This window comes from Rheinheimera sp. (genome assembly GCF_037442525.1).
Taxonomy (GTDB): Bacteria; Pseudomonadota; Gammaproteobacteria; order Enterobacterales; family Alteromonadaceae; genus Pararheinheimera.
Window position 1 is genome coordinate 118,608 of record NZ_JBBIQD010000006.1, and the last position, 14,556, is coordinate 133,163.

The window sequence follows — 14,556 nt, forward strand, 5'->3', positions numbered from 1 at the left end:
TGGCGCCCCTTCAGGGTCGAGCCTTGGTTTTAGCGGTGCGCATAGGTCCATACCAACTTGAGAACAATGTGATTTGTGCTCCGATGGCCGGAGTGACTGATTACACTTTTCGCGAGCTTTGCCGACGTTTTGGCGCAGCTTTAGCTGTGTCAGAAATGATGTCGAGCAATCCTTTGGTCTGGCAAAGCGAAAAATCACTAAATCGGATGACACATCAGGATGAAAGTGGCATTCGCTCGATTCAGATCGCAGGAGCGGACCCGGAGCAGATGGCCGAAGCGGCGGTGTTTAATGTGGAACACGGCGCCCAGATCATCGACATCAATATGGGATGTCCGGCAAAAAAGGTGAATAAAAAACTGGCGGGCTCTGCCCTGCTGCAATACCCGGAGCTGGTTGAGCAAATCGTCCGTGCTGTGGTCAATGCAGTGAAAGTACCAGTCACCCTAAAGATCCGTACCGGCTGGGATCCGGAGCACCGCAACGGGGTGCACATAGCCCGGATAGCCCAAGACAATGGCATACAGGCACTGGCTGTGCATGGTCGCACCAAAGCCTGTATGTATAAAGGAGAGGCGGAGTACGACACGATCCGCACTATCAAACAAAATGTGTCCATTCCGGTGATCGCCAATGGCGACATCACCACAGCGGAAAAAGCCAGGTTTGTGCTGGATTACACTGGGGCCGACGCCATCATGATTGGTCGTGCGGCTCAGGGGCGTCCCTGGATTTTCCGTGAAGTGGTGCACTATCTGGCCACAGGCCAGACGCTGGCGGCTCCGGCCATCAGCGAGGTGCGGGATATCATGCTGGAGCATGTCCGCGGTTTACACCAGTTGTATGGAGAGGTGTTAGGCCCGCGTATAGCCCGCAAACATGTGGGTTGGTACCTGGCAGAACATGACAGCGAAGGCGTGTTCCGCAGTGAGTTTAATGGCATCGAGCAGGGCAATGTCCAGCTGGATGCACTTAATGTGTATTTCGAACAACTAGCAGCAACCTAACGTAAAAGAGAATAGGCAATGTTTAATCAAAACGTGACTTCGCCATTTATCACCAATGCCCATGTACAGACTCAGGAAAAACCGCAGCCTCTGAGCAACGCGGTTCAGAAGGCAGTGGCGAACTACTTACAGCAATTAAATGGTCAGGACGTCAACGACCTGTACGAGCTGGTGTTATCTGAATTAGAAAAGCCATTGTTAGAAGAAGTGATGAAGTACACCCGCGGCAACCAGACCCGCGCCGCCAACCTGATGGGCATCAACCGCGGTACGCTGCGTAAGAAGCTGAAACAGTACGGCATGAGTTAATGCCCCTGCGGGAGAAGTCCCGCCAAAAAGCACCTTCGGGTGCTTTTTTGTTTTTCCGCGTCCTCTTTGACGCTGCAGCTTCGTTGGCTGCTGATTCTCGCCCCAGTCAGATAGTGGACTATGCTCCTGGGGACTCGAATCCTTGCCGCCTTGCTGCAACGCCAACTACTTAGCGGAATCACTTTAAAGAATACGTTGAATAAATAAGGGATTTCACCGGCGATCCCAGCGACACAGCAAAGCCTTTTTTCTCTATGCTTATGTCCAGGCTGTTTTGTTGTCCCAAAGCTGTGAAACACAGTAGCGCTGGTCCGAATTAACCATTACAGCGGAGAATGATCCAATGAACGCAGCCCGTCCAATCCGTCGCGCTTTATTAAGTGTGTCAGACAAAACCGGTATTGTTGAGTTTGCCAAAGCGCTGCATCAGCGCGGCGTGGAATTACTGTCCACCGGCGGCACCGCCAAACTGCTGGCCGAACAAGGCATTCCAGTGATTGAAGTATCTGACTACACAGGCCACCCGGAAATTATGGATGGCCGGGTAAAAACCCTGCACCCGAAAGTTCACGGCGGCATTTTAGGCCGTCGCGGTACCGACGAAGCCGTGATGGAGCAACACCAAATCGCGCCTATCGATTTAGTGGTAGTAAACCTGTATCCCTTTGCTCAAACCGTGGCTAAACCAGGCTGCAGCCTGGAAGACGCGGTGGAAAATATCGATATCGGCGGCCCGACTATGGTGCGCGCTGCGGCGAAAAACCACAAAGACGTGACTATTGTGGTCAATGCCTCTGACTACGCCAAAGTACTGGCCGAGCTGGAAGCCAACAATGGCACCACCACGCACGCCCTACGCTTTAGTCTGGCCATTAGCGCCTTTGAACACACGGCCCAGTACGACGGCATGATCGCCAACTACTTTGGCACTATGCTGCCAGCCTATGATGTGGCCGACGCCCAGCCAAGCCAGTTCCCACGTACCTTTAACGCCCAGTTTGTGAAGAAACAAGACCTGCGTTACGGCGAAAACAGCCACCAGGCCGCGGCCTTTTATGTGGAAAGCCAAATTCAGGAAGCGTCCGTAGCCAGCGCCACTCAGCTGCAAGGCAAAGAGCTGTCGTATAACAATATTGCCGACACCGACGCCGCTTTGGAATGCGTAAAAGAATTCGCTGAACCTGCCTGTGTCATCGTCAAACACGCCAACCCTTGTGGTGTGGCTATTGGCGACAACATTCTGGCGGCCTATGAGCGCGCTTACAAAACCGACCCGACTTCTGCTTTTGGCGGCATTATTGCCTTTAACCGTGAGCTGGACGCGACCACAGCCGAAGCCATTGTCAGCCGTCAGTTTGTGGAAGTCATTATTGCGCCAACAGCCACGGCAGAAGCGGCTGCAGTGGTGGCGAAAAAGCCAAACGTGCGCCTGCTGGTCTGTGGTCAGTGGCACAGCAAAACCACGGGTTTTGACATTAAACGCGTTAACGGCGGTGTACTGGTGCAAGACCGTGACCAGAAGATGGTCAGCGAAAGCGACTTAAAAGTTGTGACCAAACGCCAGCCAACAGCAGATGAACTGCGTGATCTCATGTTCTGCTGGAAAGTGGCCAAGTACGTTAAATCCAACGCCATTGTCTATGTGAAAGACAGCATGACCATTGGTGTGGGCGCTGGCCAGATGAGCCGTGTGTACAGTGCAAAAATTGCCGGTATTAAAGCCGCGGATGAAAACCTGGAAGTGAAAGGTTCAGTGATGGCGTCTGACGCCTTCTTCCCGTTCCGCGACGGTATAGACGCCGCAGCTGCCGCTGGCATCACCGCCGTGATCCAGCCAGGTGGTTCCATGCGCGACGCTGAAGTTATTGCCGCGGCTGACGAGCACGGCATGGCGATGGTATTTACCGGTGTGCGTCATTTCCGTCACTAATCCTGACGTAAACACCAGGGGCAGAGTTAAACTCTGCCCTTTTTTATTGGCCCTCAGGGCCGATATCACAGCCCAGCGGCGGCCTGTAACTCAGCACAGTCAAACCGCTGCACTGCACCCACATAAGGCCCACTGCTACCTGTATTGCCACCAATCAGATACAGGCTGGTATTCACCCGCACCGCCGACGCATGGCGGGCAGGCAACATAGGGACCTGCAGCTGCTGCCAGCTGGCACTGCCCGGCTGCCACAGCATCACTCTGTCCATTTGCTGGTAATCGCCGAAACTCACCAGCGCATTGTCACAACTGGCCACCGCATTGGCACTGGTGACCAGAGGCAATTCAGGCTCGGCATGCCAGCTTTGGCTGGATGTATCCAGCCGTTCCACCGTCTTTAAGCCCGTCTTGCCATTAAAACCACCCACCAGATAGAGCTGGCCATTGAGTGCGGCCAGTTCTACATCCTTGCCAACCGACATGGCGGGGCCGCGTCGCCAGCTGCCGCGCTCTAAATGGTAAACAGCCACCAAATCACGGGCTGTCAGGGTGCCTTTGTGTGCATCAGAACCACCCAACACCCAAATCTCGTTGTTCAGCCGTACTGCGGCATTCATCCGGGTGGGTTCCGGCAAATTCGGTGCAAAGCTCACGTCACCGCTGCGGATATTCAGTACTTCCACCCGCCGCTCCAACCGAACCGCCTGCGCCAGCGCAACCTCACCGCCCAGAATATAAATGGATTCTTTGCCATCCCAAACAGCAGAAAAATAGCGCCGAGGCAACAATGTGCTGCTGAGCTGGCGCACCTGGCCGCTCTGGGTGTCTATTACTTCCACATCGCCAAGAAAACCACTGTCGTTGCTGCCCCCCAGCACATAAATCTGGTCGCCAATAGGCACAGCGGCGTGGCCCATGCGGGCCCTGTGTAACTGACTAAAGTGTGGGTTGGATTGCGGCGTACTGCTACAGCCCGCCAACAGAAACACTACAAGACAAAACGCATACAACTTTTGCATCTGGATATCCTTATCAGAGGTAAAATGTTAACAGCGCGTAACTTAACACACGACTCGGTCACAGCAACAGCCAATCAGCCCATTAAGCGCGCCGGAATGCTCCAGGCGAGACGCACCGGCAGGCCGGGGTCGTGGTCAAACTCCAGGCAGCTGAGCGAGGCCTTTTTCAGTTCAACAAAAGCCGCCGACAACCCCAGCAACTGCTGGATCAGCATGGCAAGTTCGGGCTCATGCCCAACCACCAGCAGCGCCTGGCCGTCAGCCAGTTGGGCTTTCAGCTGTTCGGCCATGTGCGTGGCACTGGCACCCGGAGCCAGCCAGTCCTGTTCAGCCACGGCTTCGGTCAGCTCTAAATCTTTGCGCATCAGCGCCGCGGTCTGCACCGCCCTGGCATAAGGGCTGCACAAAATTTTATCCGGGATCAACTGGTGTTTTTGCATAAAGGCCGCCACACGCCGCGCCTGCAACCGGCCTTTTTCATTCAGGCACCTATCCATATCATCCACCAGGCCCGAACGTACATCGGCCGTTGCATGCCGCATCAGATACAACACAGATTTCATCGCGCTTTCGCCTCCAGTTTTGCTGCGCGGCACTCTAACCAAGCTAAATGACAGCCGTATGACCAGCAAGGTTTTGATTGCCTCTGCGACTTTTTGTCGCATTCCCCAACAGCGCCGTATCCGTTAGACTGCTGTCAGTTCTGACCTGCTTTCCCGGAGCCCGGCTTTTGGCATGCCAACCCCTGATCATCCGCTGATGCAACTCATCCGTTTTCGTTGGGGCCTGCTGGCACTGGAAGCGGCGGCCTTGCTGTTTGCCTGGCTGATTGACCAGCCCGTCTGGTCCTGGCCCTTATTGCTGAGCCTGGCAGCCTTGCATCTGCTCTCCAACCCTGTGCTGGACAGGCTGAGTCGCCACGCCAGCTACCCACTGCGGCTGGCGGCGTTGGCGCTGCTGCTGGATATTGCCGTGATGACCTTGCAGCTGGCACAAAGCGGTGGTGCCAGCAATGGCCTGACAGCGGTGTTGCTGCTGCCGGTGGCGGTCAGTGCTATGTTATTGCCGCCGCTGTCCAGCCAGTTGTTTGCCGCGCTGGCTATTTGCTGTTACAGCCTGCTGACCCAATGGCAGCTCAGCAGCAACCCGCATGCGATGCACCACCAAAGCGAAGCCATGGCCCAGCATTTACAGCAAATGTGGTGGGGTTTTACCGTTTCGGCGCTGATCGTCAGCTGGTTTATCAGCTCGCAGACCCAACAAATTCGCCGGCAGAATAACCAACTGGCGCAGTTACACCACCAGCAGGCGCAACACGAACAGCTGCTGGTGGTGGCTACTTATGCCGCCAATGCGGCCCACGATCTGGCCACCCCACTGCAAAACCTCACCTTGCTGACCGACGAACTGCAGGAGCACCCACTGCCCAGCGAGCTAAAACAAGACATACTGCAACAGCTGGATAAATGCAGTGCGCTGGTGCAGCAACTGCGCCACAGTGCGCAGCAGTTACGGGATGAAGAGCCGCAGGATCTCACCCAACTGCTGTCACAAAGCCTGCAGCTGTGGCTGGTCAGCCGGCCTGAGATCAGCGCCAATTTGCGCCACCAGCACGACGGTTCAGCCCAGCCGGTCAGCGAAGCCTTAAGCATTACCGCTGCTTTGTTTAATGTGCTCGACAACGCGGCCACCGCCAGCGCCCAGTGTGACAGCAATCAGCTGGAGCTGGACCTGACCAGCCAGAGCGGCACAGTACTGCTGCGCATCCGCGACTTTGGCCCCGGCCTGAGTGAACAACAACTGCAGCAACTGGGCCGGGTCGTACAACCCAGTGAACAGGGCCTGGGGCTGGGCCAGTTTCTGGCTACCGTCTCGCTGCAACGTTTAGGCGCCCAGGTAAAACGCTACAACCTGCCGGACGGTGGCAGCTGCACAGAAATTTTTTTTGCCGGGGCGAAAACGCGATGAAACTGGTGTTAGTGGACGACGACGAAACCTTAATCCGCACCTTAAGCCGGCGACTGGAACAGCAAGGCCACCAGGTGCAGAGCTTCAGCCAGCCACAAAGCCCGCAAGCGCTGGTGGACTGCCAGGCCGACTGCTACCTGCTCGACTTACGTTTTGGCCCACAGTCCGGGCTGGATTTTATCACTCCGCTGCGCCAGGCCCTGCCGCACTGCCGCATTTTGCTGCTGACCGGCTTTGCCAGCATTGCCACGGCGGTACAGGCGGTTAAAGCCGGTGCCGACGATTACCTGACCAAACCGCTGGATTTTGCCTTACTGAAAAGTGCGCTGGAAGGCGAGCCGTTGCCAGAGCAATCAAGCGGCTTGTTATCGCCCGAACAACTGGAGTGGGGCCATATTCAGCGGGTGCTGGAGCAGCAGCAGGGCAATGTGTCGCAAACCGCGAAATTACTCAACATGCACCGGCGCACCCTGCAGCGTAAACTGCAAAAACACCGCCCCTGAATTTGCTTTACTTTTTGTGCTGAGCCGCTACAATACGCGCCGCTCTTTTGACTGTTCTTTATACAATAAGGTAATCGCTTATGCATCCGATGTTAAACATCGCCATTCGTGCTGCGCGCAGCGCGGGTAATATTATCGCCAAAGCTTATGGCGAATTGGACCGGGTTCAGACCAGCCAAAAAGGCACCAACGATTTTGTCACCAACGTTGACCAGGAAGCAGAGCACGCCATTGTGGCCGTTTTGCGTAAATCCTTCCCAGACCACGATATTATCGGCGAAGAGTTTGGCGAACACAGCAACAACAACAGCGATTACCAATGGATCATCGACCCGCTCGATGGTACCGCCAACTTTATCAAAGGCATTCCTCACTTTGCCGTTTCTATTGCTCTGCGTGTCAATGGCCGCACCGAGCAAGCTGTGGTATTTGACCCACTGCGCGGCGAAGTATTTACCGCCAGCCGTGGTGCCGGTGCCCAGTTAAACGGCCGCCGTATTCGTACCACCAACCTGCCAGATCTGAACGGCGCCCTGTTAGCCACAGGTTTCCCGTTTAAACAAAAGCACCATATGGATGCCTATCTGGCCACCTTTAAAGCCTTTATCACAGACGCCGCTGACGTGCGCCGCGCCGGTTCTGCCGCGCTGGATTTAGCTTATGTTGCTGCAGGCCGTATGGACGGTTTCTGGGAAATTGGTTTAAAGCCATGGGACATTGCAGCAGGTGATTTACTGGTGCGTGAAGCCGGTGGCCTGGTGAGCGACTTTGCCGGTGGCAACAACTACCTGCGTAGCGGCAACACAGTAGCAGCCAGCCCGAAACTGCTGGGCAATATGCTGAAAACCATGCGCCCGCATTTAAGCGATTCTCTGCTGAAGTAATTCCGCTCTGGACCGGGAGGGTTAAAACCCTCCCCTACATATCGCATCGATTAATTCTGTAACCCTGCCCTGCGTAACGCATCGGTTTATTCTGTAACCCTGCCCTACGTATCGCATCGTTCATTGCGTTGGGGCGTAGCTTGCTGCGCCCGCTCTGGTTCGGGAGGGTTAAAACCCTCCCCTACGTATCGCATCGTTCAATTCTGTAACCCTGGCCTGCGTACATCGATTGATTGCGTAGGGGCGTAGCTTGCTGCGCCCGCTCTGGGTCGGGAGGGTTAAAACCCTCCCCTACACGCCCGCTCTGTAGTCGTTAAGCCCCAGGCTGATGCAATGGCAAACCGGCGGCTACCCAGGCGCTGTAGCCACCAGCCAGGCTGAGTACGTCTTTGTAACCCATTTTTTGCAATACATCGGCTGCTAAAGCCGAGCGGAAGCCACCGCCGCAATACAGCACCAGGGTTTGCTGCATATCTGGCACCGCCTTTTCGATATCGCGTTCAAGAATGCCTTTGCCTAAATGCAAAGCGCCGGGTAAATGCCCGGCTTGCCATTCATGATCTTCACGCACATCCACCAGCACATAAGGCCGGTTAAATTGTTGCAGCTCCGTAATGCTCAGTTCAGTCACCCGGTTTTTGGCGTCCTGCACCAGCGCCAGAAACCCGGCAGAATGTTGTTTGCTCATCAGAAGGCCTTGTGTGTTACCCCAAAGCCTTCGATTGTAACGGCGATGCCCAAATTGGCAACCGCCGCGGTTTACCTTTGAAAAGCCCAACCCCTTAGCAGCTTTGGCCTATACGGTCGCGGCCTTCGCTTTTGGCGCGGTACAGCGCGGTGTCGGCCGCTGCCAGCAAGGCCTGGGCGTTGGGGTACAAACCGCGGCTTTCGGTGGCAATCCCCTGGCTGACCGACACAGTCACCTCAGCAGACAGGCCTTGCTCACTGAAATCCAGTTGCTGCACCTTGCGCTGCACATTCAGCGCCACCTGCTGCGCCAATTCGGCATTGTGGTGCGGCAACAACATGGCAAATTCCTCACCACCATAGCGGGCTACCAGCCCCACGCCCGCAGGCAAGGCCAGCGAAATGGCCGCCGCCACCCGGCGCAGGCATTCGTCGCCCTGCACATGGCCGTGTTCGTCGTTAAATTGTTTAAAGAAATCGACGTCAATCACCAGCACACTGAGCGGGCTTTGTTTGCTCTGGCACTCTTGCCACAGTTGCTGCAGTTGCTGATCAAAGAAACGGCGGTTTGGCAGCGCGGTTAAGGCGTCGGTGGACGCCAGGGTGTGCAGCTTCAGGCATTCTTCTTTGTAAAAGCTTAAATCGCGCATCAGCACCAGCCAGGTTGGCTCGGCCAATGGCAGGCGTGACACCGTCAGCTCCACGTCCTTCAGCTCACCATTGACTTTAATCAGGCTGACTTCGGCCAGGCCATGTTGCGGCGACGACAGCTCTTTTAACGCCGAATCGACCAGGCTTAAATAACGTGGCTGATGGCGCTTTAACAAAAAATCTGGCCAGCAGTGGCCCATTAAGGCATCTGGTGTGGTGCCCAAGTAACGGGCAGCAAAACGGTTAATGCCTAAAATTTTGCCTTTGGCATTCACCAGTACCGCCGCATCCACCATGGCATGCACCCACAGCAATGCAGTATTCAGCTGCTGCTGTGCCGGGTTGGCTGGCTGAGGTTGTGCTGGGCTTGGTTGCGGCGCAGGGGCTTGCTGCGATGCAGCGACTGGCGGGCTGACAGCAGCTTTGGCTGAGGCTTTGGGTTCAGCCGGTAAATCGGCCAGGCTGCCTTGCTGCGGGTGAAAGGCCAGCACATTGGTGCCTGCATCGGCGGTGGTTTTTTCCGGAAATGGTGGAAAAGTGTCTGTGGATGTTTTCATTATGTGCACTCCCTGGGCCCTGTTGGCCATGTGTTGATAAGCACACTATAAAAAATCTCCCCCCTTTAAACCTTCTGGTTACCTTCCAATTTAAGCTACTGATTTTAATCAAGTAAAACACAAAATTTTGCCAAGCTTCCGCCGCTTTTTTGCGGCGGTTTCGCCCAAACCAGCTCTTCGCCCGGCCAGCTGGCAGTGCCAACACCTGGTTTTTAACGGCGCTATTCCTGTAAACATTCCCTTTTACCCGGCACAACAAGGGGTAAAGCCAGTGCACAGTGTCCATCGGGATTGCCAGTCTGCAGCCGAAAAAAAGCCAGCCCGTTAAAGGACTGGCACAGTGCTCGCAATCACGGCTAATTCTTTAGGCCTATTACTCGTCGCCTTTATTAAGTATTTGCGGATCCGGGCTGACCAGCAGTAAATCAGTTTCGTCGCTGGCAAAAATAAACTGAAACTTACTGACACCGAGCTGGTTAATATTGTTTTGCAGCTCAATGCGCTGGCCGTCGCCGCTGACCGTAACTAAGTCGATATGGCCGTCAAAGGGGTTGGTAAAACCTGCGCCAACAAAACGTAAACCTTGTGGCGATTGATTGGTTGCCAGCAGGTCGTAAGTAATTAAGCCATTTTGGCTAAGTTCAACATTACCGTCACACAACACCCCGTTTTGCTGGTAAGCAAAATGCGCCTGCCGTGCGCTGTCTAAAGTTACACTTAACTGAATAACCTGCCCCGCCGTGCAATACGGCAATGTGCTTTCTGCCTGGCTAAGCCCCGACAGCAGCGCCAAGGCTGAACAAAATACGAACTTCTTCATAAAATATCCTTTTAAACTAGAGAGATACAACCCAAAACCTTTGTACCTTAAATAGCTTTTTCTTGCAATAAAAAACCCGGCATAAAGCCGGGTTTTACGAAAATTAGCAGGATGACTACTCTTCGCCTTTATTCACTACTTGCGGATCGGGGCTGATAACAAACAATGAATTTTGCGCATTTTTTAATACCAACTGGAACTTGGTAGTGCCTGGGGTTGCGTCAGTATCGACCAGCGTTAACTGATTGCCGTCAGCCGACACTTCCATCTCATCAATAATGCCGTCGTTTGGCGTTAAAAAACCAGCACCGACAAAGCTATAACCGGCAGATTTCAGCTGATACACAATATTCTGGCCAACAGCTACCACCACATTGCCGTCTGTTGGCTCACCATTTTGGGTATAACCAAATACCGGTTCATTGGCAGCATTTAGTTGTACTGTTACTTCAATTAACGCACCTGTTACATAGGATGTCATCGTTTGGTTTCCTTAGGTTGATGAAAAAACTCAGGGTTAAAATTCCACATCGGCCAAGCCTTGCTGATTCACTAACTGCACCACGGCAGAGTTAGCACTAAGCTCGCCAAGACAACTTAAAAAACGGGCATAAGGGTATAAATATTCGGGGGATTTATTTACTACAACCACGGGAGCCAGCAACTCTTTCCCTTGTCGGCAAGTGTCTGTCAATGTCGGTTGCTGTAGCGCTCGCTGAGTTAAAGCTTTTTGTAAAAGAGCATCAGCAAAATACCGCACTGATGTCACACCAGATTCGGAGCCATTAACAAGTGAACCAAACAAATCAATGGCTTGTTGTGCTTCATTTAATGCCTGCATGTAGTTTTTTTCATTAATAAACTTGCGGCTTTTTTCTAGTTTCAATCTAGCTAACCAACGTAGAGGAGCTGAAGCCGTGAGATCTTTATAGTTGGCTTCAACCCATAAATTTAAATCTGCATAACTCCAGTCTTGCTGGGTAAATCCCAATTTGGTGCTCAGTCTGAGCAACTGCAATTTGAATCTGAACAAGTCCCGCTGCCAAACTTTATTACTGGGGTCCTGCTGCAGGTTTTTCTCTGTCAGCTGATAAGCATTTAATACCAGCTGATAAGCCTGCTTATTTAACCCTCTTAACTCTTCAATTAACGCGAGCTGCTCTTGACTGCTAGCCACGCGCTCAAGCAAATAAAGATCTAAAGGTGCATTCTGCGGACGATTATCAAATTCTGTCTGTACCTGCAAGTGTGCGGAAACCGCTGCATTTAAGTCTCCTTTGGCCAGCGCTGCGCTGGCCAACCAAGAGCGAGTATCTGCAATATCCCCTAGTAAAGAGTTGCCATCAGCCGATAACTGTTGCGCTTTTAGTTTTAACTCCAATGATTGCTGAAAATTAGCCACAGCCAGATCAAACTGCTGCTGTTTCATCGCCACTGAACCTAATGAATTGGTGGCGTAAGACAGCTCCATCACCGCATCAAAATTGTCAGGCGCCAGTTGATACATACGTTCACTGTAGTCCTGGTATTGCTGCCAGTGTGCAGCGGCTCCAGCCCAGTCTTTGTCGTCATAAGGCATTTGGCCCAACCAAAAGGCATTGGCCCCCAGGGTTTTCAGTAACGGCAGGTTATCCGGCTGCATTTTTAATACAGCGGTCAGTTGCTCACGCGCTGCCAATAAGGCGGTTGTGGCTTCGTCAGTTTTACCGCGGGAATAGGCCACTTCGCCCATGGCTTCCAGCGTTTGGCCGTGCAGCAGGCGTGATTCCAGGCTTAAATACTGGCCCGAGCCTGCGCTGGTAAAGTCGGTAAAATACTGCAGGGCTTTGTTGCTAATGCCGTCGAGTAAATCCATGCGGCCTATTTGCCGCAGTTTGTCGGCAAAACCGCCCACCATAAAACCCACCAGGTTTTCGGCAGCCAGCCGCTTTTGCTGGGCGTCTTTTTCTGCCTGCACACTGCGTACACTCATCAGCAGTGCCACCATGGTCAATAAGGTCAGCACCAGCATAATGCCGCGTTTGGCCCAACGTTTGGTGCTGGCCTTGCGGACAGAAGCCTGAATATAGCGATCGATCACTGGTTCCAGCAGCACTGTGCCTTGTGCCTGCACCCACTGAGCTTCTTGCAGGGGTTTGCCCTCACTCAGCAAATAAGCGCTCTGTTGCTGCTCTTGTTGCCAGCGCCGGCTTTGTTGCTGCAACCGGCTTTTGATTGCCAACGCCTGATAATGCGCAGCTATCCAGTCGCTGGCGCGGGGCCAGCGCCGCAGCAAGGCTTCGTGCGCAATGCTGAAGCTGGGGCTGGTTTCGTCCAGGTGCGACACCAGCAGCCGCTGTTCTACCAAGGCCTGCACCAGTTGTTGTTGTTCCGGGCGCTGCAGTGCAGACCAGGGCGCGCTGCGGCTGGTCACCACCTGCTCGTCGTCACGTAAGGTGACCAGCAGCGATAACACAGTGGGTAAGGCCGCTTGCTGCTCAGCGCTTAGCTGGCACAGCACCTGTTCGGCGGTTTGGCCTATCGCCCCTTCAATACCACCCAGCTGCTCGTACACGTCCCACAGCAGGCTGTTGCTGTCGCTGCGTTTTAAATACAGCTGCTGCAGCAGGTACTGCAGCATCGGCAGGCCGTCCGGGTTGTCGGCGGCTTCGTTACAGAGCTGTTCGTCCAGCGCAATACCGCTGATGGCGTCGGTTTGCCAGCTAAGCCCGGCCGCCAGCGCAGGCAGGCGGATCATTTGCTGCAGTTCCAGCTTGCTGGGGGGCTCTAAGTCAAAATGCGCGCCGCGCTGTTTGTCGGCCATCAGCGCCGGGTAGGTTGCCAGCTGGGGGTAAAATTCGTTGCGACAGGCGCTTAGCACCAGCACGGCGCCGCTTTGGGCCAGCTGGTCCAGCAGCTCGACGAATAACTGCCGCTCGTCGGGGCTAAATTGTGGCGACGCCAACAGCACTTCCAGCCGATCAATAAAGAGTGCCAGCCGGCATTTATGCTGCTGGTAGGGTTTCAGCGCTGCCCGACAACGAAACAGCAGCTGCTCGGATGAAAACTGCAGCTTTTCCGCCAGGCTGTCGGCACTTTCACCGACAAACACAGGTTTGTCGTCCAGCTCCCAGTCCAGCATGGCGCTGGCCAGTTCGGTAAATAAAAGGCCCGGTGCCACGTCGGCTAAATCCAGGCCGCTGGCCGACAGCACCCGCACGCCGTTGTAGCCAGTTTCTTGCTGCAAATTGGGCAAAACACCGGCCTGCACTAAGGAGGATTTCCCGCTGCCGCTGGGGCCAAGCACCAGGCAAAAAGCCCGGCCTAAATTCACCTGACGGGCAATGGCCTGCAGCAGGGCGTCTATGGCTTTGCCGCGGCCAAAAAACACCTGGGCCTGGCTGGCGTCAAAGGCCTGTAGGCCAGGGAAAGGCGAGCCTTTTTGCCAGGGGGTCGATTCGACCAACTGCAACTGGCCGACAGGAAAACGCACCGGTGCCAGGGTGCGGTAACCCCGTTTGCGGATGGTTTCGATATAGACAGAATTGGTGGCGCTGTCGCCCAGCGCTTTACGCAAGGCGGTAATGGTTTTATGCAGCGGGTTGTCGCCTGTAACCTCAGGCCAGCACTCTTGGCTAATTTGGTCAGCGCTTAACACCTCGCCCGCATGACGGCACAAAAAAACCAGCACATCCATAGCCTTAGGCTCAAGTGGGATTTGCTGTTTACCGAAGCGGATTGTGTTGGCTTTGGGGTCTACCTGCCAATCACCAAAGAAAAAAGTTGTATCCATACCGTCATTATTATTGCTGTTCTGTTTTTACTATATCGGACTGGGCCGCAGAACACAGTAGCTAAAATGGTAAAGATTTCATGAATATTTCAATTTAGATCAAAAAATTCGGCAAAAATGAACATTTTGGCGAACAAATTCGCGTCGTCACGGGCGCAGCAAGCTACGCCCCTACGTTTCTGGGTGCTGAGGTGTCGAATGTGGGTTGTAGGGGCGGGTCTTGACCCGCCCGCGGGCGTCCGGTTCGAGCGCAGCAAACTACGCCGCAACATCTTTGTCTCTGAATGCTGAGATTTCGAATGTGGGTTGTAGGGGCGGGTCTTGACCCGCCCGCGGGCGTCCGCCCGGTTCGGGCGCAGCAAACTACGCCGCAACATCTTTGTCTCTGAATGCTGAGGTGTCGAATGCAGGTTGTAGGGGCTGATCTTGACCCGCCCGCGGTGAGGCAG

At 54.3% G+C, this 14,556-nt stretch carries 13 protein-coding genes; 6 read left to right on the forward strand and 7 right to left on the reverse strand.

Annotation, left to right across the window (positions count from 1 at the left end; all coding sequences use genetic code 11):
* The first annotated feature begins 35 nt into the window (after positions 1-35).
* The 3 genes from dusB to purH all read left to right on the forward strand — a co-directional run bounded on the left by dusB (position 36) and on the right by purH (position 3,246).
* Positions 36-1,007: a tRNA dihydrouridine synthase DusB gene (dusB, locus tag WKJ03_RS10965; protein ID WP_337842336.1), complete on the forward strand. Its 972-nt coding sequence runs from the start codon at positions 36-38 to the stop codon at positions 1,005-1,007.
* Between the two features lie 18 nt (positions 1,008-1,025).
* The gene (fis, locus tag WKJ03_RS10970; RefSeq protein ID WP_008897208.1) at positions 1,026-1,316 is read left to right on the forward strand and encodes a DNA-binding transcriptional regulator Fis; all 291 of its coding nucleotides are present in this window, start codon (positions 1,026-1,028) and stop codon (positions 1,314-1,316) included.
* 343 nt (positions 1,317-1,659) lie between these two features.
* Positions 1,660-3,246: a bifunctional phosphoribosylaminoimidazolecarboxamide formyltransferase/IMP cyclohydrolase gene (purH, locus tag WKJ03_RS10975; RefSeq protein ID WP_337842248.1), complete on the forward strand. Its 1,587-nt coding sequence runs from the start codon at positions 1,660-1,662 to the stop codon at positions 3,244-3,246.
* A 65-nt stretch (positions 3,247-3,311) separates the two neighbouring features.
* Here purH and WKJ03_RS10980 read toward each other — a convergent pair whose 3' ends face one another.
* Positions 3,312-4,265: a kelch repeat-containing protein gene (locus WKJ03_RS10980; protein WP_337842249.1), complete on the reverse strand. Its 954-nt coding sequence runs from the start codon at positions 4,263-4,265 to the stop codon at positions 3,312-3,314.
* 74 nt (positions 4,266-4,339) lie between these two features.
* Entirely contained in the window at positions 4,340-4,828 is a 489-nt protein-coding gene (sixA, locus tag WKJ03_RS10985) for a phosphohistidine phosphatase SixA (protein WP_337842250.1), read from the reverse strand.
* A gap of 172 nt (positions 4,829-5,000) precedes the next feature.
* On the opposite strand from sixA, the gene WKJ03_RS10990 reads away from it, so the two are divergent.
* From WKJ03_RS10990 to suhB, 3 genes are all read left to right on the forward strand, one after another.
* The gene (locus WKJ03_RS10990; protein ID WP_337842251.1) at positions 5,001-6,233 is read left to right on the forward strand and encodes a HAMP domain-containing sensor histidine kinase; all 1,233 of its coding nucleotides are present in this window, start codon (positions 5,001-5,003) and stop codon (positions 6,231-6,233) included.
* Entirely contained in the window at positions 6,230-6,736 is a 507-nt protein-coding gene (locus WKJ03_RS10995; RefSeq protein ID WP_337842252.1) for a response regulator, read from the forward strand. The genes WKJ03_RS10990 and WKJ03_RS10995 overlap by 4 nt, the downstream gene beginning before the upstream one ends.
* Before the next feature lie 80 nt (positions 6,737-6,816).
* A complete protein-coding gene (gene suhB, locus WKJ03_RS11000; protein WP_337842253.1) occupies positions 6,817-7,620 on the forward strand; it encodes an inositol-1-monophosphatase in 804 nt (267 codons plus the stop codon).
* Between the two features lie 313 nt (positions 7,621-7,933).
* Here suhB and WKJ03_RS11005 read toward each other — a convergent pair whose 3' ends face one another.
* The 5 genes from WKJ03_RS11005 to WKJ03_RS11025 all read right to left on the reverse strand — a co-directional run bounded on the left by WKJ03_RS11005 (position 7,934) and on the right by WKJ03_RS11025 (position 14,107).
* Positions 7,934-8,308 carry a rhodanese-like domain-containing protein gene (locus WKJ03_RS11005; RefSeq protein ID WP_337842254.1) on the reverse strand — a complete coding sequence of 125 codons (375 nt, stop codon included), beginning with the start codon at positions 8,306-8,308 and terminating at the stop codon, positions 7,934-7,936.
* Positions 8,309-8,402: 94 nt separating this feature from the next.
* Positions 8,403-9,515: a diguanylate cyclase gene (locus WKJ03_RS11010; RefSeq protein WP_337842255.1), complete on the reverse strand. Its 1,113-nt coding sequence runs from the start codon at positions 9,513-9,515 to the stop codon at positions 8,403-8,405.
* Between the two features lie 373 nt (positions 9,516-9,888).
* Complete coding sequence (locus WKJ03_RS11015) at positions 9,889-10,335, reverse strand: DP-EP family protein (protein WP_337842256.1); 447 nt, start codon at positions 10,333-10,335, stop codon at positions 9,889-9,891.
* A 115-nt stretch (positions 10,336-10,450) separates the two neighbouring features.
* Entirely contained in the window at positions 10,451-10,816 is a 366-nt protein-coding gene (locus tag WKJ03_RS11020) for a DP-EP family protein (RefSeq protein WP_337842257.1), read from the reverse strand.
* Between the two features lie 36 nt (positions 10,817-10,852).
* Positions 10,853-14,107 (reverse strand): winged helix-turn-helix domain-containing protein, encoded by a 3,255-nt coding sequence (locus WKJ03_RS11025; RefSeq protein ID WP_337842258.1) that lies wholly within the window; start codon positions 14,105-14,107, stop codon positions 10,853-10,855.
* Positions 14,108-14,556: the final 449 nt, after the last annotated feature.